The 25,193-nt window shown below is 53.0% G+C and carries 27 protein-coding genes and 1 tRNA gene; 16 read left to right on the top strand and 12 right to left on the bottom strand.

All coding sequences use genetic code 11. The features are described 5' to 3' along the window. Position 1 precedes the first annotated feature (1 nt). Together LF95_RS14745 and LF95_RS14740 are read left to right on the top strand one after the other, a co-directional pair. Positions 2 to 421, top strand: a complete 420-nt coding sequence (locus LF95_RS14745; protein ID WP_073955787.1) for a phage tail protein — start codon at positions 2 to 4, stop codon at positions 419 to 421. Further along, positions 418 to 1,398, top strand: coding sequence for a contractile injection system protein, VgrG/Pvc8 family (locus tag LF95_RS14740; RefSeq protein WP_073955786.1), 981 nt, complete (start codon positions 418 to 420; stop codon positions 1,396 to 1,398). Before LF95_RS14745 ends, LF95_RS14740 begins: the two co-directional genes overlap by 4 nt. Here LF95_RS14740 and LF95_RS14735 read toward each other — a convergent pair. Continuing rightward, entirely contained in the window at positions 1,391 to 2,041 is a 651-nt protein-coding gene (locus tag LF95_RS14735) for a hypothetical protein (protein ID WP_073955785.1), read from the bottom strand. The two genes, LF95_RS14740 and LF95_RS14735, sit on opposite strands and share 8 nt — an antisense overlap. A 467-nt stretch (positions 2,042 to 2,508) precedes the next feature. Then, complete coding sequence (locus LF95_RS14725; protein ID WP_073955783.1) at positions 2,509 to 2,955, bottom strand: helix-turn-helix domain-containing protein; 447 nt, start codon at positions 2,953 to 2,955, stop codon at positions 2,509 to 2,511. Between the two features lie 106 nt (positions 2,956 to 3,061). Between LF95_RS14725 and LF95_RS14720 the strand changes: the two genes are divergently transcribed. Next, positions 3,062 to 3,577, top strand: coding sequence for a hypothetical protein (locus LF95_RS14720; RefSeq protein ID WP_073955782.1), 516 nt, complete (start codon positions 3,062 to 3,064; stop codon positions 3,575 to 3,577). Between the two features lie 3 nt (positions 3,578 to 3,580). Continuing rightward, positions 3,581 to 3,820, top strand: coding sequence for an ogr/Delta-like zinc finger family protein (locus LF95_RS14715; RefSeq protein ID WP_073955781.1), 240 nt, complete (start codon positions 3,581 to 3,583; stop codon positions 3,818 to 3,820). A 191-nt stretch (positions 3,821 to 4,011) separates the two neighbouring features. On the opposite strand, the gene LF95_RS14710 is transcribed toward LF95_RS14715, so the two are convergent. The 4 genes from LF95_RS14710 to LF95_RS14700 form a co-directional block, all read right to left on the bottom strand. Beyond that, positions 4,012 to 4,407 (bottom strand): type II toxin-antitoxin system HicB family antitoxin, encoded by a 396-nt coding sequence (locus LF95_RS14710; protein ID WP_073955780.1) that lies wholly within the window; start codon positions 4,405 to 4,407, stop codon positions 4,012 to 4,014. A gap of 216 nt (positions 4,408 to 4,623) precedes the next feature. Beyond that, positions 4,624 to 4,818 (bottom strand): hypothetical protein, encoded by a 195-nt coding sequence (locus tag LF95_RS22825; RefSeq protein ID WP_143182053.1) that lies wholly within the window; start codon positions 4,816 to 4,818, stop codon positions 4,624 to 4,626. Between the two features lie 249 nt (positions 4,819 to 5,067). After that, entirely contained in the window at positions 5,068 to 5,727 is a 660-nt protein-coding gene (locus tag LF95_RS14705; RefSeq protein WP_143182052.1) for a hypothetical protein, read from the bottom strand. A 363-nt stretch (positions 5,728 to 6,090) separates the two neighbouring features. Then, on the bottom strand, positions 6,091 to 6,609 hold the full coding sequence (locus tag LF95_RS14700) for a hypothetical protein (protein ID WP_073955778.1): 519 nt from the start codon (positions 6,607 to 6,609) through the stop codon (positions 6,091 to 6,093). A gap of 400 nt (positions 6,610 to 7,009) precedes the next feature. Between LF95_RS14700 and LF95_RS14695 the strand changes: the two genes are divergently transcribed. The 5 genes from LF95_RS14695 to LF95_RS14675 are packed head-to-tail and all read left to right on the top strand — an operon-like array spanning position 7,010 to position 10,770. Then, the gene (locus LF95_RS14695; protein WP_073955777.1) at positions 7,010 to 7,279 is read left to right on the top strand and encodes a hypothetical protein; all 270 of its coding nucleotides are present in this window, start codon (positions 7,010 to 7,012) and stop codon (positions 7,277 to 7,279) included. Position 7,280: 1 nt separating this feature from the next. Continuing rightward, positions 7,281 to 7,544: a hypothetical protein gene (locus tag LF95_RS14690; RefSeq protein ID WP_073955776.1), complete on the top strand. Its 264-nt coding sequence runs from the start codon at positions 7,281 to 7,283 to the stop codon at positions 7,542 to 7,544. A 1-nt stretch (position 7,545) separates the two neighbouring features. Next, positions 7,546 to 7,842: a hypothetical protein gene (locus tag LF95_RS14685; RefSeq protein ID WP_073955775.1), complete on the top strand. Its 297-nt coding sequence runs from the start codon at positions 7,546 to 7,548 to the stop codon at positions 7,840 to 7,842. Next, positions 7,839 to 8,129: a hypothetical protein gene (locus LF95_RS14680; RefSeq protein ID WP_073955774.1), complete on the top strand. Its 291-nt coding sequence runs from the start codon at positions 7,839 to 7,841 to the stop codon at positions 8,127 to 8,129. Before LF95_RS14685 ends, LF95_RS14680 begins: the two co-directional genes overlap by 4 nt. Beyond that, positions 8,107 to 10,770, top strand: coding sequence for a toprim domain-containing protein (locus tag LF95_RS14675; protein ID WP_252509774.1), 2,664 nt, complete (start codon positions 8,107 to 8,109; stop codon positions 10,768 to 10,770). The genes LF95_RS14680 and LF95_RS14675 overlap by 23 nt, the downstream gene beginning before the upstream one ends. A 29-nt stretch (positions 10,771 to 10,799) precedes the next feature. Here LF95_RS14675 and LF95_RS14670 read toward each other — a convergent pair whose 3' ends face one another. After that, a complete protein-coding gene (locus tag LF95_RS14670) occupies positions 10,800 to 11,360 on the bottom strand; it encodes an aldehyde dehydrogenase (RefSeq protein ID WP_143182051.1) in 561 nt (186 codons plus the stop codon). A 247-nt stretch (positions 11,361 to 11,607) separates the two neighbouring features. Between LF95_RS14670 and LF95_RS14665 the strand changes: the two genes are divergently transcribed. Genes LF95_RS14665 through LF95_RS14655 form a run of 3 tightly spaced genes read left to right on the top strand, consistent with a single transcriptional unit; the run spans position 11,608 to position 13,483 of the window. Next, positions 11,608 to 11,796 (top strand): hypothetical protein, encoded by a 189-nt coding sequence (locus tag LF95_RS14665; RefSeq protein WP_073955772.1) that lies wholly within the window; start codon positions 11,608 to 11,610, stop codon positions 11,794 to 11,796. Continuing rightward, positions 11,793 to 12,875 carry a site-specific integrase gene (gene xerC, locus LF95_RS14660; protein ID WP_083607699.1) on the top strand — a complete coding sequence of 361 codons (1,083 nt, stop codon included), beginning with the start codon at positions 11,793 to 11,795 and terminating at the stop codon, positions 12,873 to 12,875. Before LF95_RS14665 ends, xerC begins: the two co-directional genes overlap by 4 nt. A 38-nt stretch (positions 12,876 to 12,913) precedes the next feature. Continuing rightward, positions 12,914 to 13,483 carry a hypothetical protein gene (locus tag LF95_RS14655; protein ID WP_073955771.1) on the top strand — a complete coding sequence of 190 codons (570 nt, stop codon included), beginning with the start codon at positions 12,914 to 12,916 and terminating at the stop codon, positions 13,481 to 13,483. Between the two features lie 126 nt (positions 13,484 to 13,609). On the opposite strand, the gene LF95_RS14650 is transcribed toward LF95_RS14655, so the two are convergent. The 4 genes from LF95_RS14650 to LF95_RS14635 all read right to left on the bottom strand — a co-directional run bounded on the left by LF95_RS14650 (position 13,610) and on the right by LF95_RS14635 (position 18,474). Continuing rightward, positions 13,610 to 13,686 (bottom strand) — tRNA-Ile (locus LF95_RS14650). 107 nt (positions 13,687 to 13,793) lie between these two features. Beyond that, complete coding sequence (gene rpoD, locus LF95_RS14645; protein WP_073955770.1) at positions 13,794 to 15,908, bottom strand: RNA polymerase sigma factor RpoD; 2,115 nt, start codon at positions 15,906 to 15,908, stop codon at positions 13,794 to 13,796. Between the two features lie 110 nt (positions 15,909 to 16,018). Then, on the bottom strand, positions 16,019 to 17,893 hold the full coding sequence (gene dnaG, locus LF95_RS14640) for a DNA primase (protein WP_073955769.1): 1,875 nt from the start codon (positions 17,891 to 17,893) through the stop codon (positions 16,019 to 16,021). 125 nt (positions 17,894 to 18,018) lie between these two features. Beyond that, complete coding sequence (locus tag LF95_RS14635) at positions 18,019 to 18,474, bottom strand: GatB/YqeY domain-containing protein (RefSeq protein WP_073955768.1); 456 nt, start codon at positions 18,472 to 18,474, stop codon at positions 18,019 to 18,021. Positions 18,475 to 18,841: 367 nt separating this feature from the next. Between LF95_RS14635 and carA the strand changes: the two genes are divergently transcribed. The 4 genes from carA (at position 18,842) to LF95_RS14615 (ending at position 24,505) form a co-directional block, all read left to right on the top strand. Then, positions 18,842 to 20,008: a glutamine-hydrolyzing carbamoyl-phosphate synthase small subunit gene (gene carA / locus LF95_RS14630; protein WP_073955767.1), complete on the top strand. Its 1,167-nt coding sequence runs from the start codon at positions 18,842 to 18,844 to the stop codon at positions 20,006 to 20,008. Between the two features lie 84 nt (positions 20,009 to 20,092). Then, positions 20,093 to 23,335, top strand: a complete 3,243-nt coding sequence (gene carB / locus LF95_RS14625) for a carbamoyl-phosphate synthase large subunit (protein WP_073956303.1) — start codon at positions 20,093 to 20,095, stop codon at positions 23,333 to 23,335. A gap of 111 nt (positions 23,336 to 23,446) precedes the next feature. Further along, positions 23,447 to 23,920, top strand: coding sequence for a transcription elongation factor GreA (gene greA / locus LF95_RS14620; protein ID WP_073955766.1), 474 nt, complete (start codon positions 23,447 to 23,449; stop codon positions 23,918 to 23,920). A 102-nt stretch (positions 23,921 to 24,022) separates the two neighbouring features. Further along, positions 24,023 to 24,505 carry a GNAT family N-acetyltransferase gene (locus tag LF95_RS14615; protein WP_143182050.1) on the top strand — a complete coding sequence of 161 codons (483 nt, stop codon included), beginning with the start codon at positions 24,023 to 24,025 and terminating at the stop codon, positions 24,503 to 24,505. 137 nt (positions 24,506 to 24,642) lie between these two features. Here the strand turns inward: LF95_RS14615 and LF95_RS14610 are convergent, their stop codons facing one another. Further along, complete coding sequence (locus tag LF95_RS14610; protein WP_073955764.1) at positions 24,643 to 25,128, bottom strand: Lrp/AsnC family transcriptional regulator; 486 nt, start codon at positions 25,126 to 25,128, stop codon at positions 24,643 to 24,645. Positions 25,129 to 25,193 lie beyond the last annotated feature (65 nt).

Raw genomic sequence — 25,193 nt, 5'->3', positions numbered from 1 at the left:
TATGCTGCTATCCCTTGGCATGTTTAGCTTTCACTTGCGCACCGTGCCCTATGAAACATTAAAGCGCACAACGGAATATCGGTGGTCTGCCAGCAACCGTTTTGGCAAGGCACCCGCGCATCAATTCCTTGGCCCGGGCGAAGACGAATTAACCATCGATGGAACGTTGATGCCGGAATTGACCGGCGGGCCATCCCACATCGATAAATTGCGCGAAATGGCCGCAGGCGGAAAGGCATGGATTTTAACGGCCGGCAATGGCGATGTGCTGGGTAAATGGTTTATTGCCAAGATCGATGACAACCGGTCGCACTTCGTGTCCAACGGTCTGGCCCGCAAAATCGAATTCACCATCGCTCTTAAACGCTATGGCAATGACGACAACGAACAGCTTGGCAAACTGATGGACAGCAAACCATGACCCCGGCCTATCAGATCATTGCCGACAACATCGATGTGACCGCCACACTGGCGAAATATCTAAACAGTCTGCGCATCGTCGACAAAACCGGCATCGAGGCCGATGAATGCGAAATCGAACTGTGTGCGCCTGAAGAAACCATTCACCTGCCCCGGCGCGGCGTGCGCCTTCAGGTTTTGATCGGCTATGACGGCAACCTTGTCGATAAAGGCACCTTCATTGTTGACCAGGTCGGTGAAAGCGGCCCGCCCGACCGCATCACGATTTCAGGCTGCAGTGCCGATTTCCAAGGGGCCTTCAAGGTCCAGCGCGAGGAATCCTATAGCGATAAGACCCTGGGCGAAATCCTGACCACAATTGCCAAAAGGCAAAACCTTATCCCCGCGATCGAGGATGGCCTAAGCGCGATTGTGATCAGCCATATCGACCAGACCAACGAAAGCGACCTGAATTTCCTCACCAGGCTTGGCAAGGATTACGATGCCATTGCCACGGTCAAGGCAGGCCGTTTGCTGTTCACGCCGGTCGGTTACACCAAAACAATAAGCGGCATCGCCCTGCCAACCGCCAAAATCAGCCGGTCAGACAACGTTAGCCATCGTTTCGAGATTAGCGACCGCGAAAGCACCTACACCGGCGTGCGGGCCAAATGGCGCGATCAGGCAGCCAACAAAACCCGTTATTCAACAGCGGGCGAAGGCGAAAACTGGAAAACCCTGAAACGCGATTTTCCCAATGCCATCACGGCTTATCATTCCGCCCGGGCCGAATGGGCACGGATGCAACGCGGCCAGCAATCCATCAACCTGCAACTGGCAAACGGAAACCCCGCCATTCATGCAGGCCAACCCCTACAACTTCAGGGCTGGCGACAGGAGATTACAGCGGTCAAATGGATAACAGGGGAAGTCACACACGAACTGTCAGACGGCGGGTTTGTGACATCGTTCGGGGCCGAAGAACTCACCTCTATTTAAGCGTGCCATTCTCTGAAATCACAGCCAGAAATTTGAACCCCAGTTCTGTTGGGGAGTAAAAAACTAACCCAAGTTCATCCATTGTGGTCCCGAATTCTCTGCTGACCAGCCCCAAGAAAATCATAGCTTCCGTCGCCGAAGGGAGTCCCCCCGTTGAATGATGTACTTGCAGCGCCAAGTTAGCGACATCCGGCAGATAAGCCCGATCAAGAACCATTTGCATCCTGAACATATCATCAATGGTAATTTGCTGCTTGGCGGCAGCGGCATAAATCATCCCCAAGTATCTCGCCTTTTCAGCGTCGTCGATTGCTGACAATGTCCTTAATAGGATCTGACCAGCTCTATCTAAACCGCCATCTTTCTGTTCAAGTTTACGTACCCATGCAGCCCATTCCTCATGGTCAACGTCATCGCCAGCACTGAGAAATCCAATAAGAGCCCGCTCGAATAGCCTGTTATGCAAAGTCTTGGGAAGCTTAAGCACTAACTTGGCAAAGCTCGCTCCCGGAATTAATGCCAAGACGTAATCATTAAACAGGGCGTCGATGCCTCCCTCGGCTCCCTCTAAACCTATTTCAATGAAGTCGCTTTTATTGAAGGCAGATAGCATTGAAGGCTTCTCTAACCGTTTTCTCGACATGCTGATTTCCTTAAAAAACAACCACGAAATTATTCAAAACGAATAAAATACATATGAGCGGCCATCAAAAAAGCCCGGGATTAGCCATCGCAACCCAAGTGAAGATCGCCAAAAAAAAGACGGCGGACAGGAGGACGTGAAGCACGTAACTTTTCTTGACCGGTTTGGTCTGGCTGATAAGAGACATTGCGCGATCCCAGGACTGGCGACCGCGCTGTGTTGTAAAAACATTCGCACGACGCATTCTAACTACCATATTCGATACACCGGTCTCCGTACGGAGCGGGGCTGGACGGCTTACGGGAAAAAGCCACATGTCTGGTAGTGCAACGTCCCTTGCACGAAGTCGGTGGGTTGTCCCGCCCACCGGCTGCCCGTTTATTTAAAAAACTGAAATACCCGTGCAACGTCAAGCTGCAATTCGCGATTTTTCAAAACCCTATCCCGAATAGGGATAGCTCGCCTGCTCAAAGGGCGAGGCGCATTAAACCCATCAATTCCGATAGATTAAGACGGCCATTGTGGTCCCGCAGCTTATCGGGCTCGGCTTCCAGGGCATCATAGACGGCAAAGCACAATTGCGCTTTCACACCCGGATCAACCTTACGGCGATTTGCCGCCATAAACTCGTCCACGGCAACCATCACATCAGCCATCAGAGCACGGTTAAAATCGGGAAAAGAAAACAAAGAGTTCGGGGTTTCGCCCAGCGTATTGCATAACCGGATCAAGGCAGAAAAGTCCGGTTCGCGGCGGTCCTTTTCATAACCGTACAGGGTTTGTGCGCTCGACAGCCCGGCAGCATTTGCCGCAGCCTCACCAGACATACGGAGCCTTTCTCGCGCCTCGCGCAATTTTTTTCCTATTTTCGGCTCACCTTGCAAATCGCAGCATTCCTCTGTTTTTTCCCACATAACCCGACCTTTCCCTTATCGACCACCAACAAAACGCGCTTGTATTTATTATTCATTTTGAATAATAGTTGAATTATTCCTATACACCACCTGGGGGCGAATTACCGTGGCCGTCGCTAATGCTATCGAACAGGAAAACTTCGGAGAGGCGCACTCGGCTATTCTTCGCAGATATGTTGGGGATGGCCGCCGCCACGACAATGGCCTGCGCCTTCAATTGTCGGACCTGGCAGAAAAAACACCGTTCAATCCGCGTACTTTGAAGTCATGGAAAAACGGGGCAACCTGCCCCAATCTGTCGGACTGGCGGCACCTTGCCAGCGCCTTGGGGCCACATTACGTCAACGACGTTTTGCGCCATGCCGGGTTTGGCAATGCCACCCCGCTACAGTTTTCCGCTGCAACCACCATCAATGGCAACCGCGCGCAGTTTGAACTGGCCCAGCGCATGGCATCGCTTTCATCCGCGATGCTCGACGGGCATATCGACCGGATCGAACGCGGCCAGCTAATCCCTGAATTCGAGCAACTCGTTTCCCTTTTGAACCTGTTTGTCTGGGGCCTGAAACAGGCCCCGGGCAAAGCGCCGGGGGGCGCATCAGCAACCATCACAAAGGATTAAACGATGTCAGCCCTTGGCAACAATTCCATGAAGTGCCCGCATTGCGGGTCTGCATGCGGCACCGTAAAAACCCGGCAAGTCACCAGCCTGTATCGGGAAATAACCCTGTCCTGCAAAAACCCCGACTGCCTGCACGTCTTCATCGCCGATATGACCGCGATCCGCACATTACGGCAAAGCCTGAAACCGGCACCGGGCATCAACCTTGCCTACAGCACCAGCTTATCGCCGGTGCCGGCGTAAAACGGCAACAACAGGGGGACACGATGCAAACACACAAAAATAAAGCCCGCGCCATTTCCGGCACGGGCTTCTCTGAAAATCGCGGGCTGACAACGTTAAGCACCAACTCCGGCCTTCATTGTTTTCTTCTTCGGTTCACCGAAGAAGATCCGGCACATATCAGCACATCAGATTTGTATCGAGAACATTCGTTAAACTGCGGTTCGCCGCTTAACTTCCTGCTCTGCCAACTCGTTGAAAAACGCAGAACGGTTTGTGCTAATGCGATCGATCGCCTCCAAAAGATAAGAATCGATCGTGATGTTTGTACGAACCATTTGCCCTGGCATTTTTGCCGGTGCCAGAACCTTGGCTACAAAATTTTCGGAATTTTCCTCGCTCAAAACCACATTTTCATATGGCGTAGGCTCAGGAATGTTCATGTTTTCAGCGCGCATCACATCCAGATAAGCGGGGAGCACGTCACGAGCTTTACTGTACGCTCCATCAAGAGTGGAAGCGACGGAAATGCATCCTGGCAAATCCGGGAAGGACACGGTGTACCCACCTTCATCCTTAAAGATGAACGCCGTATAGTTGCGTTCCATATATACCTTCCTTCATTTCGAGAGACCTTTATCTGTAAAGATCAATCCAATGAATTATCTGAACAGGCAGGGCCTCACAGCAAGAACATCAGTCAAACATATGAGGATGATGCCGAGGCTAGCGCACACACCATACGCCGCCGTTTACCTGTTATGAAATGCAGCATTAAACTTTGTGCGCGAATTAGCGAACTACTTGCTGCATATATTTTTTTTTCAAGAAAACGAGATACCAGCAGCTTTTTCATATTCCGCAAGTGCCGTTTTAGTAACTTCACTTACAGGATGATTCACACAAATCGGAAAGGGATGCCCTGGTTTGACAAAGAAAAAGGATTCTTTGTCTTCTTTGCGAAGCTCAAACCCATTGAGCAAGAGTTTCGAAATTACAGTATCGCTGCCTACAGCCATGACCAGAGACCCTCATTTTATTGCCCAAAAATGTTTTGTATCTCATTTCCCTATGTTCTCCTCAAAGCCCTACCACGAAATCTTAGTCTTTGTTTTCATGCTAAGGCAGACATTCACAATGAATTACAATGTGTAATATGCACACTACTGACGCATATGTCAACAACTAATGTGCAAAATGCACACTCATCGCGAAAACAAGGCGATCACACGACCTGGATCAACGAACTCAGCCCTTCCGTAAGAACGCTACCGCTTCAACAAAATCTCGGCAAATCGTTCTCGCTGACCCTTCAGGTTCTCAACGGCCTTTTCCAGCTCTTGGCAACTATATTGAAGAAACTGCCGAGTACTCTCCACATTCGTATAATGCGTATTCTCTGGCAGAACACCAAATCTGCCATGACCGCAAATGTCTATTGCTTGTTCAACTTGCCAGGCGGCTCCGCGCAACCAAATTGGCAACCGGTATTGGGCCTGAACAGCATTAAACAGCTTTTCCGGCCTATCCGTGCTCACTGCGTTCTCAATTTGTTTATTAGCAATCCCAGCCGTAACCGGGTCATCGGCCTTAACGTAACCAATCGCCCAAAAAGCTGTATCGACAACAGTTTTCCGGCAATGTTCGTAAGCCAGAATAAGAGCATCCACGTCCGCCAACTCCACTTTAGCCTCAGCTTCTCGACTTTCATGAAGCTGGTACCGGGTCATCACAATGACAGCGACACCACCGGCCAGCCCCAAAAACCCGGCAGTAAGCGTTTCCCATTGAAGGGAACGAACCGCGTTACAAGTGGCACTCGTGCAGCCAGCAACCCACTCACCGCCATACACGCCGGTAATGACGAGTCCCAACGCCACGATCAATGCCAGGATCAACGGCCAGCCGTAGCTCAATATCAGTTTCAAAGCTCAATCTCCCAAGACGTAACCCCGCGAAAAGGCTCATTTCTTGGCGTGTCCAAGTCAAGAAAAACGGCAACAAACTATCCGAAATGGGGATACCTGAATAGGTTAACGACGAAAAACACCGGGCGTATCGTTCATCCTATCGGTGGGATAAATCCGCCGCGGGAGAGTATGAATCCTCTGTTCAAGACGGTGGTTAGCCGTCACGTTACTCGCGGCTATTTTTGTGCCCGGAATCCGGGTGCATCTCGCATATGGCGGGAGGGCGGTGGATACAAGACCCGAAAGGGAAATAAATCCACCTGCCTCTTGACAGGTTCTTACCCTCCCGCCACCAACGCGGTCGTAAGCAGCAGCAAAAACTCACAGCAGAACAAACAAAATAATAATCATAAATATAGCCGCCAAAAGAACCCGACCAATGAGAAGGGTTCTTTGATCGGGTTCTTTGCGGTGTTTAGCTTCAGTGCGTTCACTTGCAACCTCGGCATTTCGTTCGGCAATGCGGGCATTAAATGCTCCCCGATCAACGTCACGCTTCCGTTTAGGTGTGGTCTGGACATTTATTGTCCTCCTGGGAGCAATTATCTCCGGAAAAACAGACGCTGGATCACGCACTTCGCCAGCATCATCAATTATCGCCTCTATTCGATGGAGGCTAAAACTGCGCATATCCCTTCGCACCCAGCAATACGCCCACAACAGACCTTCCTTAAATCCTCTTGCTGTTACCCAACGACGGGACTTTTGGCCCGTACTATCAACATAGTCGATCCCGAAAGCGACACCCTCAATTTCGCTAGGCACGGCGTCGAACGAGAGCAAAGCAGGCTTCCCCTTAGCCTGTGCTTCCCGGATCAACGCCTTGTAACCATCAGACATATCCCAAATTCCCCTAGAAAAAACCTGTCCAATCCAATCTTTTTGCCCGCACAGGATGAGTCAAGAAAAACGGCCACAACCTATCCACAATGGGGATACCTGGATAGGTTGACGACGGAAAACACCGGGCGTATGGTTCATCCTATCGGCGGGATAAATCCGCCGTGGGGGAGTAGAAACCCTCTGTTCCTGACGGCCAGCCGTCACGTAAGTTACGGCTATTTTTGTGCCCGGAGTCCCGGTGCACATTCTCGCTTATGGCGGGAGGGCGGTGAATACAAGACCCGAAAGGGGAATAAACCCGCCTGCCTCAGGACAGGTTTCTACCCTCCCGCCACCAGCGCGGTCGTAGAAAGCCGCAATGGTGGTGTTGTGAAACGCTATCCTGAGGGCTTTTGATATGACCGACAAATCTATCTCCTTTGACCAGCTTGAAACGGTTGAGCAAGCAGCGATGCTGCTCAATCAGTTCTATGACAGCTTTGAGGGCATCGCGCTGTTGCTTGAAGCTGGGCACAAAGAACAGGCCACCGGCATTGCCCGCATGGCCTGCACCGCCTGCCTTATGGTCACTCCCCCGCTTGAAAATACCATCGCCGATCTTGACGGCCCTGTTGATACAAACCAGCGCCACCCCAACGACTGGCCGCAAATCAACGGGGGCAAATGACATGCTGTTTAACAACACACAGGCTGTCGTAAGCCAGGCCTGCCGCCTTGCCGCCGATACATATGCCTATCAGGCGCTTGAATATGCCGGTGCCGCCGTTTCTTGCCGCAAAACCATCGAACTGATCCTTGACTGCATCGAAATCGGTCAGTTGGGCAATGACGCCGAAACCTTTCTGAACATGGCGGCGGTTTACGAACCGAAATACCGCCACGGTCTGGATTTCTGCCTTGATGTGCTTTCTCAAATCAAGGGAGGGCACTGATATGGACAAAGCCAGCGAAAAGGCCCTGGCGGATGTTAACCGCGTTCTTTGCCTGGACCTGAAACAGGCCGAACCTTGGGCACTGGTCGCGATTTGTGTTTCAGAAATTGAACGTCGCGACAATCGCATATCGGAACTTTCCATCGCCCTGAACGAAGGCATTGAAGTGGCACAGTCCATCTTCAACGCCTATCCGCGTTCTGACATTTCGCACGAGGCATACCGGGTGCAGGTCACGCACTGGGCCGAGGATTTTATCGACGAATATGGCGAACTGCTGGAAGGGGACAAATCATGACCCCGACCAGTTCAGGAATGACCCGGCAAGACATATCGAACGCGGCCTTTACCTGGGCAGCGTTTGGCGCGGCGGAATCCCTTTTGCACGGTTTGGCGCGTAACCCGAATAACGGGCAGCAATGTGCGCGCTACCTGCTTGATTTTGTGATCGAGGGCGGCATTGCTTTGCCGCCCCGGCATTTCATCGACAAAACCGTCGATCTTTATCCGTGGCTTGCACCGCAAAAAGAACGCGCCCTGCGCCTTTTGACCACCCTGCAGAATGAGCGCGATCAACATGCGTGAAATGACCGACGACGTAAGGCAAGAAGTCATTTCACGCCTAAAAAGTGATTACGGCTTCAAACAGGTTCATGACTGGTTGCGGCAAGGGCGCTGCCCTGCCTGTAACCGGCGTGAAATGTTTGTCAAAATATCCAGCCCGTGGGTGATTAAATGTGGCCGTGAAAACAAATGCGGCCACACCGCCCATGTCAAAGACCTGTATCCTGATGCGTTTGGCAAATTCAACGAACGCTATCCGGCGACCACCGAAGACCCAAACCGTACCGCCGACCGCTATATGGATTTTGTGCGCGGGCTTAACCCGGCCAAAACAAAGGGCTGGTATCGGCAGGGCGAATTTTACCACGCATGGGGCGACCGCAAGACCGCGACCGTGGTTTTCGACATCAGCCGCGGCGAAAACATTTTCATGGAACGGTTGATTGAAACCGTCCGTATTACCGACCCGAAAACCAAAAAGGTCGATGACCGCCGCGCCAATTTTGGCAGCACCCCGTATAAGGGCCGGTGGTGGGTGCCGCCCGGGCAAACCATCGAGGATGGCGACGAGCTTTGGATTGTCGAGGGCTGCATCGATGCGGCCACCCTTGCCGTTCATGGCAAAAAGGCCGCCGCTATCCTGTCGGCCTATAATGTGCCCGACAAGGAACTGGAAAAGCTGAAGGGCAAATCGCTCACCTTGGTGTGGGCGATGGATAACGACCCGGCGGGCAAACGGCACATTCGCAAATGTATTGCTCATGTCGATAAGAACTATCTGACCTTCACCAACAAGGCCGCGCTGATCCCGCAAGCGGATCGCAAAAAAACAGACTGGAACGACGCCCATCTTGCCAATGCCCTGAATGACCGGGACATTGAACGCTACCGGTTTCATGGCGATTTGTTCCTTGCCAAAAGCCCAATGGAAAAAGCCCTGCTGGTCTGGGAACGACACAAAAGCCGCAGTTTCGCGGTTGAGTTCGACACCCGAACCTACTGGTTTTCGGTCATTGCCGAAGTTTACAACGCACAGATGACATCGGCGGCAGAGCGTGGCATGAGCCGCGAGGAAGCCGAACCGGAAGCCGTGCGCAAGGCATCACGCCTGGAAGAGATTGCAAACTGCACCTTCAAATTCCTGTATTTTCAACAGGACAAGCAAACCGACGATAGCTGGTATTATACCCGGGTGGAATTTCCGCATGGTCGGCATACGATCAAAAACACTTTTTCCGGGGGCCAGGTCGCAACGGCCAGCGAATTTAAAAAGCGACTTCTCTCGATCGCGCCGGGTGCGCTTTATGCTGGCAATTCGCAGCAGCTTAACTGGCTGGTGAAACACTACCTGGACAACATCAAGATCGTCGAAACGACTGATTTCATTGGTTATGCCAAGGAACACGGCATCTATGTTTTCAATGACCGGGCCGTTGCGGCCGGCAAGGTTATCGAAATCAACGACGAAGACTTTTTTGAAGTCGGCAAAACCTCGATCAAGTCCCTTAACCAGTCGCTGCAACTCCACATAGGCAATGCGACCGACTATGACGATAAATGGCTCGGCATGGTCTATTCGGCCTATGGCGCAAAAGGCTTGATCGCGACCGCGTTCTTTCTTGGCAGCCTCTTTGCCGAACAGATCAGAGGAAAGCAAAAATCCTATCCGTTCCTTGAAATTGTGGGCGAAGCCGGGGCGGGTAAATCCACCCTGATCGAATTTTTATGGAAGCTGGTCGGGCGGTCTGACTACGAAGGTTTTGACCCCAACAAATCCACCCTTGCCGCCCGGGCACGTATTTTTTCACAGGTTTCAAACCTGCCGATCTGCCTGATTGAAAGCGACCGCGAAGACAGCGCCAAGGCCAGGCAGTTCGATTGGGACGAACTGAAAACCGCCTATAACGGGCGGGCCAGCCGGGCGCGTGGTGTGAAAAATGGTGGCAACGAAACCAGTGAACCACCCTTTCGCGGATCAGTTGTGATCAGCCAGAACGCCGCCGTAAATGCGTCCGAAGCCATCATGCAGCGCATCATTCACACCCATTTCGATACCAGCGGCCACACACCGGCATCTAAAATCGCCGCTGACGCACTTGCCGCCATGCCGGTGGAGAATGCCAGCTTTTTCCTGATCAAGGCTGTCACCCGGGAAAAACAGATATTGGACGCGGTTTTTAATCGCACCGCTCATTGGGAAACCGAATTAATGCGTTTCCCCGATATCCGGTCAAACCGTATCGCCAAAAACCACGCCCAACTGATCAGCCTGGTCGAAGCATTGGCCGAACTGACCAACATGCCCAAGGCATGGCACGAAGACGCAATAGACGAATTAAAACTTGCCGCTGTTAACCGGCAAAGGGCCATTTCCGCCGATCACCCGGCGATCGAGGAATTTTGGGAGGCTTATGACTTCCTGGGCGATGAAAAGCTGAACCACGCGATGAACCTTGAAAACACCATCGCGATTAATCTCAACCACATGCAGTCAGTCGCGCATCACAACAATCAGCAAATCCCGCCTCTGCAAGACTTAAAAAAGCTGCTGCGCCAATCCCGCTCACGCAGCTTCCGAGAAATCAAGGCGGTGCGCAGCCACAACAAGGCCTTTCCAAACAAAACCGTCAAATGCTGGATATTCAACAGGGAGGGGAAGTGATGAATTTAGATTGTAGTCAACTGAGCCGATCAAACTTCATCGGCATAATTTTCCATTACGTTAATAAATCGCTGAATTTCACCTCGAGCCTTTTTCAACACCCCCTCTCGGGGCTTATCCAAAGTCGAAAGCAAAAGCACCTGACTGCGTGCTTTTCTGTACATATCGATATTCTTCTTTGTAGCGAGATCTGCTGGGAGCTTTGGCATTGCCTCAAACGCATCGTTTGCCACCCGCTTAACCAGTTTAACATCGCCATTCTCGTACAATCGCTGAATCTCGCGCCCCATTTTCGTTGCCGGATCAATAGCTTCAAGCAACTGGTGTACCTCAAAACAATCCTGCAAATATCCCGCTGCCGATACCGCAGTTTTATGGCGAATGTCGTAAGTCGCCCCACGGTAGGCCCACATCGCACCAGCAATTGCAACAATGCCTGTGAGCAAAACCTCCCACTGAATACGAAATGTACTGTCACTGAACAATTTCCAAGCATCTTGATGTGCAGCATCAAAGCCCGCTGCCGCCCCAACAAAAAACAAACAAACAAGCCCGATAGCGATCACCAACGCCAAAATCGTATTTTTCATGTCGCCCCCCAAATTTATTTCCAGCTTAACCAAGGCATAAAAAAATGGGAAGGAGCAACAAGATGACAAGTTGCCCGATTTTCTCCCCCTGCCCGTTAGCAACTGATCCTAGCGCGATCGAAGTTGATCACGGTGTATGCCCCCTTTGCAGCACGGTCTTCAAACAGCAAAACGGAAATACGCCACTGCCACCTACCCCACTCGAAATCGCCATAGAGGAAGCCATTAAAAAACAGGGAGCACAGTCATGAGTAAAAAAGCAACCGTTACCCAGGCTGCTGTTCGCAGGGCGATACAGGCGGCCAAGGAATGCGGGCTACAGGTTTCAGAAGTTGTTGTTTCAGGCGATAGCGTGAGCGTTCGGTTTGGTGAAATTGAAGAAATCCGCATTCAGGATGCACCGGCCCTGAAAGAATGGCCGAAGGAAGCACCATGAAATTAAAGCTGCCGGGCCTTTGGAAAGAAAAGCTGCCTTCTGGCAATGTGCGCTATCGCGTATTGGCCGAGGGCAAGCGCAAGAAAATTCGCCTCCATGTCGCGCCGGATCATCCGCAATTTCTGGAGCACTACCACGCAGCGCGTGCTGGCATCCAGTTGCCACCTGAAAGCACAGCGGTCGAACGAACGATCAAGGGATCGCTTGATTGGCTGGTCGCCCGGTATCTGGAGCATCTTTCGGAAATGGTGGATAACGGCCAGGCATCAAACCTGACATTGATGCAGCGGCGCAGCCTACTGAAAGAGCTTACCGCCATGACAGCGGAGAACGGGGACCGGTTTGGCAGCTTTACCCTGCACATGCCCCAAAGCCAGATGATCCGTATTCGCAACAGCATGATGGCGACACCGGGAAAAGCGGCCAACATGGTAAAGGCGATCCGCGCCCTTTACCGCTGGGCATTTGAAATTGGCCTGACCGAACATCACCTGGCCCGGGATGTTTCGGCACCGCGCCTGAACAGCACCGGGGCCACGCCCTGGACGGTTGCTGACCTGCAGCAATATCGGAAAGTTCACCTACCTGGTACGCCGGCGCATTTGTGCCTCACCCTGTTTATGTTTACCGCCTGCCGGATTAGCGATGCCTATCGCCTGGGGCCAGGCAACGAAATTGAAATTCAGGGGCAAACATGGATCGGCTGGCAGCCGAAGAAAAAGGGATCGGCCTTTGTCGAAATCCCGATGCTGCCGCCTTTATACAAAGCCACCCGGGCTATTAACGCCGATAACGAGGCCTATTTGATGACAGAATACGGCAAACCGTTTCGGTCTGCCGAGGGGTTAAGGAATCGCTTCAAAAAATGGTGTGAGGAAGCTGGCCTTGGCCATCTTTCCAGTCATGGCATCCGCAAGGCGGCCGGCACATTGCTGGCCGAGGAAGGCTGCACGACCTATGAGATCATGAGCATTCACGGCCACAGCGAAGCAAAAACATCGGAAATTTATACCAGGGCCGCCAACCGCAAAAAGCTGGCGCAGTCAGCAATGAGCAAATTGACGTCTATGGACTGGTGAAAAACAATTCAGCAACTTTAAAAACCTTGAGGCCACCAATGACTAAATCACAGAAGTTAATCACTGAGTTTGAAAAAATGGCTGTCCCTCATTCATGGTTATTAATGTCACAAGAACTGCATTTGCAAGCAAACACAATCTTCCGTCAAAAGGGACGCACTTTCATAGTCGAGACGGATGTCGATAGTAATACGCACCAGGCAACAGACACAGCGAACCGTACTGCTTTTTTGCTGGCCGGATTTGCGATTGAAAACGTTATTAAATCATTTCTGGTTTACGAGAATCCAAATTGGATCGCTAACGGGCAGTTGAACAAAGCACTCAAAGACCATTCGTTGACAAAATTGTCGCAAAAATCTCTCCTTTTACCTTGGAGAAAAAAAGGAATTGGCCTGCTTGAGGTCTTTGAAGAAGGACTAAATAGCTGGGCTCGCTATCCCTGCCCTCTTTACGCGGAACAGATCAAAGTTCCACGATTCTTTACAGCCTCGTTATGGTCTTCCTACAATCAACAGATGGATCGCTATTATATAGAAATCGCAAAACTTTTATCTAAGCATTGGAAAGGACCGCACCAATTTAGCGGTTCATATCACTCTGAATGAACGGGCTTGATCGACAGCATCGAAGAGAAGTTTTCCAGCACAATCAAAGGACTTTTCCCCACGGCCCTTATTTTTGTGGGGAAAACTTACCATAACAAATTGATAAATAATGATAATTTAGAAAAATGGTAGGCCCGGAGGGACTTGAACCCCCAACCAGACCGTTATGAGCGGTCGGCTCTAACCAATTGAGCTACGGGCCCCCAAGACAAAAGTCCGGGCAAAGAAAAAGGACCGCACCCTTAAGGTGCGGTCCCGAAAACTAGCGATTTTGGCGCAAAGGTCAAGCCTGTATCGCCGTGTTTCTGCTTTAATAATCCAGGAACGACCGCAACTTGCGCGAACGTGACGGATGTTTAAGCTTGCGCAGCGCCTTGGCTTCGATCTGGCGAATACGTTCGCGTGTCACCGAGAACTGCTGACCGACTTCCTCAAGCGTATGGTCGGTATTCATGCCAATACCAAAACGCATGCGCAAAACACGTTCTTCACGCGGGGTGAGCGATGCCAGAACCCGGGTGGTGGTTTCACGCAGGTTAGCCTGAATCGCCGCATCAAGTGGCTGAACGGCGTTTTTATCCTCGATAAAGTCGCCAAGATGGCTGTCTTCCTCGTCCCCGATCGGGGTTTCAAGAGAGATTGGTTCCTTGGCGATCTTGAGAACCTTGCGCACTTTTTCCAACGGCATTTGCAGTTTTTCGGCCAGTTCTTCCGGGGTCGGCTCGCGGCCGATTTCATGAAGCATCTGACGCGAGGTGCGGACCAGCTTGTTGATGGTTTCGATCATATGGACCGGAATACGAATGGTCCGGGCCTGGTCGGCGATGGAACGGGTTATCGCCTGACGAATCCACCAGGTCGCATAGGTCGAGAATTTGTAACCACGGCGATATTCAAACTTATCGACAGCCTTCATCAGGCCGATATTGCCTTCCTGAATAAGATCGAGGAACTGCAAACCACGGTTGGTATATTTTTTGGCAATCGAAATCACGAGACGCAGATTGGCCTCGATCATTTCCTTTTTCGCGCGTGCCGCTTCGCGTTCGCCTTTATTGACGACACCATAAACACGGCGGAATTCGCCAATCGGCAAACCGACTTCAGCGGAAACGCCGCCAATCCCCTCGCGGAGCTGGGCGATTTCATCGGGGTAACGTTCGATAAACAGCTTCCAGCCCTTGCCGGAAAGCGCACCAACACGTTCCATCCAGTTCGGATCAAGCTCGTTGCCCTGATACTGTTTGATGAAATCCGGACGTTTGATCTTGCAGCGGTCGGCAAAGCGCAAAAGCTTGCCTTCCAGGCCCAAAAGACGGTTGTTCAACCCGGTCAAATGGTCCAGCAGTTCTTCAATACGGAAGTTGTTCAAATGAACATCTTCCATCAGATCAACCATTTCCTGCTTGAGCTTGCCATAGCGCTTTTCAGTCGCCGCCGGAACCGACTCACCCTTGTTCATCGCGGCCAGGCGCTGTTCCTGTGCCTTGTGCAGCTTCTCATAGGTCTTGGCGATTTTCTCGAATTTTTCAAGAACCTGCTCGGTCAGTTCCTCTTCCATTTTGGAAAGAGAAACGTTGACCTGTTCGTTCTCGTCATCTTCGTCATCATCATCGTCGCCAGAACGGCCTTCACCGTCCTCGTCGTCTTCCCCGTCTTTATCCTTATCTTCCTCGTCGTCATCATCGTCACCGGCGGCAACCTTACGTTCGCGCGCCGGAGTGGCCGACAAGGGCTGCTCGGGGGATTCAACTTCCTTCTCGTCTTCTTCGTCTTCATCATCAGACGATTCAAGCGGCGAGAATACGGCTTCGACATCATCCTCTTCGCCTTCGCCCTCAACCTCTTCACCAATCGCGGCCGCATCCGGGCCCCCGCCATAGGTGGTTTCAAGGTCGATCACGTCACGAAGCAGAAGCTTGCCTTCCTGCAACTGGTCGTGCCAGTTAACAATAGCCTGAATGGTCAGCGGGCTTTCGCAAATCCCGCCAATCATCATTTCGCGGCCAGCCTCGATACGCTTGGCAATGGCAATTTCGCCTTCGCGCGAAAGCAACTCGACACTACCCATTTCCCGCAGATACATGCGAACCGGGTCATCGGTTCGGCCCACATCATCTTCGGAAATATTGCCTTTGGCGTCAGCATCCTTCTCGTCATCAGGCGAGTCGCTGTCATCCCCGTCTTCATTCTCGACAACATTGATGCCCATCTCGTTGAGATTGGTCATCACGTCTTCGATCTGTTCAGAGGAAAAATGCTCTGACGGCAGGGCAGCATTGAGCTCGTCAACAGTGATGTGCCCCTGCTCTTTGCCCTTGGCAATCAGCTTCTTGATCGCTGTTTTATAAGTATCGAGAAGAGGTCCGTCTGCGTTATCAGAAGAGTTTTTTTTCTCTTCGGCGCTCGAAGTCTTAGACGACATCTATTCCCCGTTTCCCGCTTTGGCACAATCGCGCCACGTTATCCCGCACGCTGCCCAAGGCAACGCAAATCACAAATAGCCCGATCACTGATCCTGCAAAATCGCAATGATCAGTCGTCGAGCTTGAACACATTTTCCCGGCGTCGGGCCAGATCATCGCGTCGATGCGAAAATCTTTCCCATTCCTCATCGCTGACATCTGCTGCCAACTGTCGGACGGCATATTTCGCCTCTTCGTCCGCCAGGGAGCTTACAGCCATCGAAAAAACCTGTTCCCAACCCGCTAGGGCCCTAGTAAGCGGCGTTTCGGGCCTGGCGAAAGCGGCATGAGCCATAACGTCGCTCTCAACCGCCCGCAAGACTGTTTCCGACAGCCCGTCGCGCTTCAAGTGGCCCTTAAGTGTTTCAGAGTCAAGTCCAGGATCACCATCAAGCAGCTTTAAGACTGCACGCCGCAGAATGTCAAGATCGGAGTCAATACAAACGTAAACTCCGAGCCGTTCGCCGATATGATCAAGCAGTGCCGGATGGTTGATCAGGGTTGCAACCAGGATACGATCCATCACCAGGCGGCGATTGCCCGTTGCTGGCCGTGCCATTCCCGGTACTGCTTTACCGGCTGGTTCCCAAACATAGTTTTTATTTCCGCGTTTGCCATAGCTGGCGGATTTTTTATTTCCACCCCGCTGCGGTCGCGGCGCATTATCCCGAGTCCCGCGAAACATTTTAAAAGTCCGGTCGCGGAACATCGACTGATATTGATGCCGCACCGATTCATCACCAATCACGGCAATGCGTGCGCCAATTGCGGCCTCAAGGGCCGCCCGGCGCTCTGGCGTATCAATCGGTTTCCCGGCAGTATCAAGCCGCCAGACCAGTTCGGCAAGGGGCACCGCCTGATCAAGGATTTTACGAAACCGCGTCATGCCATCCCCGCCCTGAATCAGGCTATCGGGGTCCTCCCCCTCGGGCAGGATGGAAAACAGCAATGATTTTCCCGGGCGCAAAATCGGCAGGGCCCGCTCGGCGGCGCGCACGGCGGCCCGTTTGCCCGCCGCATCACCGTCCAGGCACAGGATCGGCTCGTTGGTCATTTTCCAAAGCTCGCCAATCTGTTCTTCTGTCACCGCGGTGCCCAATGGTGCCACCGCCCCGCGATACCCCGCCCGATGCAGGGCAATCACATCCATATAGCCTTCGGTGACAATAATTTCCGCGCCATGCTGCGATGCCTCGCGTGCCTGGGGCAGGCCATAAAGCAACTGGCCCTTATGAAACAAAGGTGTATCAGGGCTATTCAAATATTTTGGCTTGGCATCGCCCATCACACGGCCACCAAACGCCACGACCCGACCCCGGCGATCCAGGATCGGAAACATCACCCGGCCGCGAAACCGGTCATAGCTTTGCCGGTTTTGATCTTCGGGCTCAATCAAAAGCCCGGCCTCGATCATGGTGCGTTCGTCAATATCCTCGCGCTTAAGCGCGGCCTTTAACGCCCCCCGATTATCCGGCGCATAGCCAAGGCGGAAATCATGGATGGTTTTGTCATCCAGCCCGCGCCGATGGAAATAATCCAGCCCCTCGCGCCCTTCGGGCATGCGCAGATTGCGTTCAAAAAAAACGCAGGCGGCTTCCATCACCTCATAAAGGGTTTTGGCCTTTTTCTCGCGTTCCTGGGCCTCGCGGGAGGGTTTGGGCACATCCATGCCCACCTGGTTGGCCAGAACTTCAACCGCCTCGACGAAGGTAAGCCCCCTGGTATTCATCACAAAACTGATGACATCGCCATGCGCGCCACAGCCAAAGCAGTGATAAAAACCCTTTTGCTCGTTCACGGTAAAGGAAGGGGATTTTTCGTTATGAAACGGGCACAGACCGGAATATTCCCGGCCGCGTTTAATCAGCTTCACCGATGACCCGACAATATCTGCCAGACCAACGCGCGCCCGCAGATCGTCAAGAAACGACTGGGGAAAGCTCATACCGTGCCCATCCGTGAAAGGTTACAGCCAAAAGAAAAAGATTGCGATCAATCGTAAAGTTTAAGCATGAGAAAAGCCGGACGCAAGGCATCCGGCTCGTCATCGCATGTCGAAAGGCTGTTTGGTTAACCCAGCAGTCTTTTGGCGACCACACCGGCTTTGCCAAAATCCATACAGCCATTATATTTTTCGCGAAGGGTGGCCATCGTGCGGCCCATATCCTTCAGGCAGGTCGCCCCCATGTCGGAAACCGTTTCCTTGACGGCAACTTCAATTTCCGAATCATCCATCTGGCGCGGCAGGAACCGTTCGATCACATCAATCTCGGATGCTTCCTGGGCGGCCAGTTCCGGCCGGTTGCCCTTGGTATACATCTCGATGCTTTCGCGGCGCTGCTTGACCATCGACATCAGCAGGCTCTGAATTTCGGCGTCCGAAATACCATCGGTGTTGCCTTCGCCGCGTGCGGCAATATCGCGCTCTTTCAAGGCAGCGAGAATAAGGCGGATTGTTGTAACCGAAACGGAGTCTTTTGACAGGACAGCTTTTTTCAAAGCCTCAGTGAGCTGCGCTCGCAGCATGGCGTATCTCTGATTCTGTGGAAGAAAGGAGTGAACATACCCCAAAAGTACAGTTAGCGCAAAGAAAACATCCCACACTAAAACACTGATAACAAAAGATAAATAAAAGTTTTGATCGCTTCTTGACAGCACCATATCCTTCCCGTAGACATCCGCCAATTTGCCCGACGGGATACAAGCCGATTTCGCCTGCAGTATAAAATGCCGATGCCTTTTTGGTTGCAGCACTTTTATGCTGGGTTTTTTCGCGTATCTGCATGGCTGCCATGATGGTAGTCAGGGCTGTTTTTATCGGCTTGCCGGTAAGTTTATATACTATACAAAGACTCCGTGTCTCACCGTGGATAGATCGAAAGGACATTCGCCAATGTCAGCGCCCACGCACACCCCGCCTCCTGGTGCCACTGCCGTTCTGGTTCTTGCCGATGGTTCAGTTTTCTGGGGACGCGGTATCGGCGCCCGAGGCGAGGTAGTTGGTGAAGTTTGCTTCAACACCTCGATCACCGGTTATCAGGAGATCATGACCGATCCTTCCTATGCCGGTCAGATGATCACCTTCACCTTCCCGCATATCGGCAATGTCGGCGTCAACGACGAAGACATCGAAAATGCCAGTCCGGTCGCCCTTGGCTGCATCCTGCGCCAGGACATTACCGAGCCGTCAAATTACCGCGCAAGTGGCCATTTCAATGACTGGCTGGCCAATAATGGCCGTGTCGGCATTAGCGGGGTCGATACACGCCGCCTGACCAAACGCATTCGTAACGAAGGCGCGCCCAATGGGGTGATCTGCCACAACCCGGATGGCACCTTTGACGTGGACGCCCTGATTGCCAAGGCCAATCTCTGGCCCGGTCTTGAGGGCATGGACCTTGCCAAGGAAAACAGCTGCACTGAAGGCTATGAATGGGAAGACACCCTGTGGTCGCGCACCGGCGGGTATGGCAAGCTTGGCAATGCCAAACACCATGTCGTCGCCATCGATTACGGGATCAAACGCAACATTCTGCGCAACCTGGCCTCCCAGGATTGCAAGGTTTCGGTTGTGCCGGCCACAACCGGGGCCGATGAAATTCTGGCGATGAACCCGGATGGCATTTTCCTGTCCAACGGCCCGGGCGACCCGGCGGCCACCGGCGAATATGCCGTGCCGACCATCAAAAAGCTGATCGATAGTGGCAAGCCGGTGTTTGGCATTTGCCTGGGTCATCAAATGATGGCACTGGCCCTTGGGGCCAAAACCAAAAAAATGGAAGTCGGCCATCGTGGCGCCAACCATCCGGTCAAAGATACCACGACCGGTGTGGTTGAAATCACCAGCCAGAATCACGGCTTTGTTGTTGACAAGGACACCCTGCCCGACAATGTCGAAGCCACGCACTTTTCGCTGTTTGACGGATCGCTTGCCGGTCTGCGCGTAGAAGACAAGCCTGCCTTTGCGGTGCAGTACCACCCCGAAGCATCCCCCGGCCCGCATGACAGCCACTATTTGTTCAAACGTTTCGTCAGTCTGATTGAAGACGCGAAATCCTGATCATTGCTGACAACAGCGACCTAACGGACATTCATGATGCGGCCCGCGCCAGGCGCGGCCGCAACGCCAAAAGCGGAAAAAGACATGCCGAAACGTACAGACATCAAATCAATTCTTATCATCGGTGCCGGCCCGATTGTGATCGGCCAGGCTTGCGAGTTTGACTATTCCGGGGCACAGGCCTGCAAGGCGCTCAAGGAAGAAGGTTATCGTGTCATTCTGGTCAACTCCAACCCTGCGACCATCATGACCGACCCGAACCTGGCAGATGCCACCTATATCGAACCGATCACCCCGGAAATGGTCGCCAAGATCATTGAAAAGGAACGCCCCGATGTGCTGCTGCCGACAATGGGCGGCCAGACGGCACTCAACACGGCGCTTAAACTTTCCGATGATGGCACGCTGGACAAATACGGCGTTGAAATGATCGGCGCGAAAAAAGACGTGATCCGCAAAGCCGAAGACCGGCTTTTGTTCCGCGATGCGATGGACAAAATCGGCCTGGAAAGCGCGCGTTCCGCCCTGGTCCGCACCTTTGAAGAAGCCGTCGAAGCCGTTGAACATACCGGCCTTCCGGCCATTATCCGCCCCAGCTACACCCTGGGTGGTGAAGGCGGCGGGATTGCCTATAACCGCGAAGAATTTGAACAGATTGTTCGCAACGGCCTCGCCATTTCGCCCAGCCACGAAGTGCTGATCGAAGAATCTATTCTGGGCTGGAAAGAATATGAAATGGAAGTTGTTCGCGACCATGCGGATAACTGCATCATCATCTGTTCGATCGAAAACGTCGATCCGATGGGCATTCACACAGGCGATTCAATCACCGTCGCCCCGGCCCTGACGCTGACCGACAAAGAATACCAGATCATGCGTGACGCCTCCCTGGCGGTTCTGCGCGAAATTGGCGTTGATACCGGCGGGTCAAACGTACAGTTCGCCGTGAACCCGGACGATGGCCGCCTGATCGTCATTGAAATGAACCCGCGTGTGTCGCGCTCATCCGCGCTGGCCTCGAAGGCAACCGGCTTCCCGATTGCCAAAATCGCAGCCAAGCTGGCGGTTGGCTATACGCTGGACGAACTTGATAACGACATTACCGGCGTGACCCCAGCCTCGTTCGAGCCGACCATTGACTATGTCGTCACCAAGATCCCGCGTTTCACCTTTGAAAAATTCCCCGGCGCACAGGCGCTTTTGGGCACCGCGATGAAATCGGTGGGTGAAGCCATGTCGATTGGTGGCAGCTTTGCCGAAAGCCTGCAAAAAGGCCTGCGGTCGATGGAAACCGGCCTGACCGGCCTGAACGAAGTGAAAATCGAAGGCGCACCAGACAAAGCCGCCATTCGCGCCAAGCTGACCCAGCCCATTCCGTTCCGCATTCTTTATGCGGCCCAGGCGTTCCGTCATGGCATGACACTCGAAGAAATCCAGTCGGCAACCAAGTTTGACCCCTGGTATCTGCGCCAGCTTGAAATGCTGGTGAATGAAGAAGAAAAAATTCGCGCAAACGGCCTGCCGGAAAGCAAAAACGAATTGCTGCGCCTCAAGAAACTCGGCTTCTCGGATGCGCGCCTGGCCGAACTGACCGGCAAGGAAGAAGACGACGTCCGTGCGATTCGTCAGGGCCTGGGCCTGCGCCCGGTTTACAAACGCATTGATACCTGTGCGGCGGAATTCCCCTCACGTACCTCCTATATGTACTCAATCTACGAGGGTGACAATTTCAACGAACCGGAAAACGAAGCCGAAGTCACCGACCGCAAAAAGGTGATCATTTTGGGCGGCGGCCCAAACCGGATTGGTCAGGGCATCGAGTTCGATTACTGCTGTGTGCATGCGGCCTATGCGCTGCGGGAAGTTGGCATCGAAGCGATCATGGTCAACTGCAACCCGGAAACGGTTTCAACCGACTATGACACCTCGGACCGCCTGTATTTTGAACCGCTGACCGCCGAAGACGTGATCGAGCTGTGCCAGCTTGAACAGTCCAATGGCGAACTTCTGGGCGTGATCGTGCAATATGGCGGCCAAACCCCGCTGAAACTTTCGGCAGCCCTGGAAACAGCAGGCATTCCGATCCTGGGCACCAGCCCGGACAGCATTGACCTTGCCGAGGACCGTGACCGGTTCCAGGAACTGATCAACAAGCTGGGCCTCAAACAGCCCGCCAATGGTATTGCACGTTCGGTTGACCAGGCCGTTGCCATTGCCGAAGGCATTGGCTACCCGGTTGTGATCCGTCCCAGCTATGTTCTGGGCGGCCGGGCAATGGAAATTGTCCACACCACCGAAGATCTGCTGCGCTATATGGCCGAGGCCGTGCAGGTTTCAGGCAAAAGTCCTGTTCTGATCGACAGCTTCCTGCAGGATGCCATCGAAATTGATGCCGATGCGGTATCGGACGGCGAAAATGTCTTTGTCGCCGGGATCATGCAGCATATCGAGGAAGCCGGTGTTCACTCCGGTGACTCGGCCTGCTCCCTGCCGCCCTATTCACTGGGCCAGGACATGATTGACCGCCTGAAGGCACAGACCATTCAGCTTGCCAAGGCGCTGAATGTGGTTGGCCTGATGAATGTGCAATATGCCATCAAGGGCGATGTGATCTACCTCATAGAAGTCAATCCGCGTGCGTCGCGGACGGTACCTTTTGTTGCCAAGGCCACCGGCAACCCGATTGCCAAAATCGGCGCCCGGGTCATGGCCGGTGAAAAGCTTGCCGACTTCAAGATCAATCACGGCCCGTTCAAGCATATTGCAGTCAAGGAAGCCGTTCTGCCCTTTAACCGTTTCCCGGGCGTTGACACGCTGTTGGGCCCGGAAATGCGCTCTACTGGCGAGGTTATGGGCCTTGATACCGACTTTGGCCGCGCCTTTGCCAAGGCACAAATGGCGGCCGGCCAAAAACTGCCGCGTGAAGGCAAGATCTTCATTTCGGTCAAGAATTACGACAAACCTGCTGCCATCGAACTGGCCCGCGATGCCATCGCCCTTGGCTTCTCGATTGTTGCAACCCGAGGTACTGCCGAGACCCTTAAAAAAGAAGGGCTGGACGTTACCCCGGTCAATAAGGTACAGGAAGGTCGTCCCCATATTGTGGATATGATGAAGAACGGCGATATCAACCTGGTGTTTAACACCACGGAAAGCAAACAGGCTGTGGTCGATAGTTTCTCGATCCGTCGCACGGCGCTGACCAACGATATCCCCTACTACACAACCATTGCCGGCGCCCGTGCAACCTTGCGGGCGATCGACAACCTGAAACGCGGGGCGCTTGAAGTGCAGCCCGTTCAGGCATATCTTGGGGATGACTACTAAGGTTAACGGCTTTTACCGTAACCAGAAGTAAACGAGTTTAAACCGCCCGGCGGTCCAGGCCGGGCGGTTGATTTTGTAATGTCGACTTGTAACGAATAGGCTGTGAGCGCGATGGAAAAAGTACCAATGACCCCGCAAGGGCATCAGCGCCTCGAAGAAGAACTGAGACACCGTAAATCGGTTGAACGCCCTGAGATCATCAAGGCGATTGCCGATGCGCGTGAACATGGTGATTTGTCGGAAAATGCCGAATATCATGCGGCACGCGAACGCCAGAGCTTTTCTGAAGGACGCATTGCCGAGCTTGAAGATGTTCTGAGCCGCGCCGAAGTCATCGACGTTCCCTCTTTGGCGGGAAATGTCGTTAAATTCGGCGCAACCGTCGAGCTTGTCGACGAAGATACAGACGAAGAAACCACCTATCAGATTGTCGGTCCGATCGAAGCCGACATCAACAAAGGCCGGATTTCCACCACCTCCCCGATTGGCCGCGCACTTATTGGCAAAGCGGTTGGCGATTCCGTGGAAGTCACCGTTCCCGGTGGGACCAAGGCCTATGAAATCCTGAAGGTCGAGTTCGTCTGATCACGCTGATCATTCGGTTATGGAACGGCCCGATCGTCTCGGGCCGTTTTTTTGTGTCTGAATAACAGCCACAACCAAGCGGCTGATGAAAAACCCCAAATCATGAAGAACAATCCCAACATCATCATAAAGGCCGCCACCCCGGAGGACTGCGACAAGGTTGTCGCTCTTTCCAACGCGCTGCATATCGAGCTTGACGGCGACGAACCGGCCCATAGCACCAACAGCATCCACGCCATGATGTTTGGCCCCAATGCCATGATCAAAAGCCTGATTGCCTGGGCAGGCAACAGGGCTGCTGGACAAGTGGTTTTTCAGCCCTTTTACAACCCGGATTATTCAAAACCCGGCCTATGGATGTCAGAGCTTTATGTAACGCCTGACATGCGGGGTCAAAAGGTTGGGGAAAAGCTGGTATCAGCCCTGGCACATTATGCCGGACAAAATGACTATGTTTCGATCTGGTGGTCGGTTTTGCTACGCAATGAAGGTGCCTGCCGTTTCTACGAGCGCTTGGGCGCACGTAATTCCGGCGCACTGCAATACGAGATTGATGGTACGGCCCTTGCCACCCTGGGCGGGTAACACACCGCCTAAATCGCCACCCTACCCCGCCCAGGCAAAAGGCAAATGGCACCTTTGGCAACCAACCATAAAAAATGCCGGGAACATGCCCGGCATTTCGTCAATGGATCGCGATGATGGATGACCCCATTCGCGGATCAATCCTCGACATCAATATCAATCGGCACGCCCGGCACGTTCTTGGCGGTGCGAATCGACAGGGCCGATTTTACGTGATTGACGTTTTCGGCAACGGTCAATTCGGTGGTCAGGAATTTTTGATATTCATCCCAGCTATGGGAAACAATTTTCAACAGAAAATCCATATCGCCTGCCACCATGTGGCATTCGCGGACTTCGGGCCATTCGGTTGCGCGTTTTTCAAAGGCACGCAAATCATGTTCTGCCTGGCTGGCAAGCCCCACCAGAGCAAAGACCGTCACGTTATAGCCCAGGGCCTGTGAATCAACGTCGGCATGATAGCCCTGAATAAACCCGGCTTCTTCCAGTGCGCGAACACGGCGAAGACAGGGCGGGGCCGAAATACCGGCACGACGTGCCAGCTCGACATTGGTCATACGGCCATCTTCCTGTAGATCGCGCAAAATTCTGCGGTCGATCTTGTCGAGTTTGACCCGTTGCATCTATTCCTCGATTCTGTGCGCTGATACACCCCGAACGAAACAATATTACAGCGGGGCCGAAGGCT

This window comes from Thalassospira sp. TSL5-1 (genome assembly GCF_001907695.1).
GTDB lineage: Bacteria > Pseudomonadota > Alphaproteobacteria > Rhodospirillales > Thalassospiraceae > Thalassospira.
Note: the sequence above shows the minus strand (reverse complement) of the source record. Positions and strands in the feature narration are given on the sequence as shown.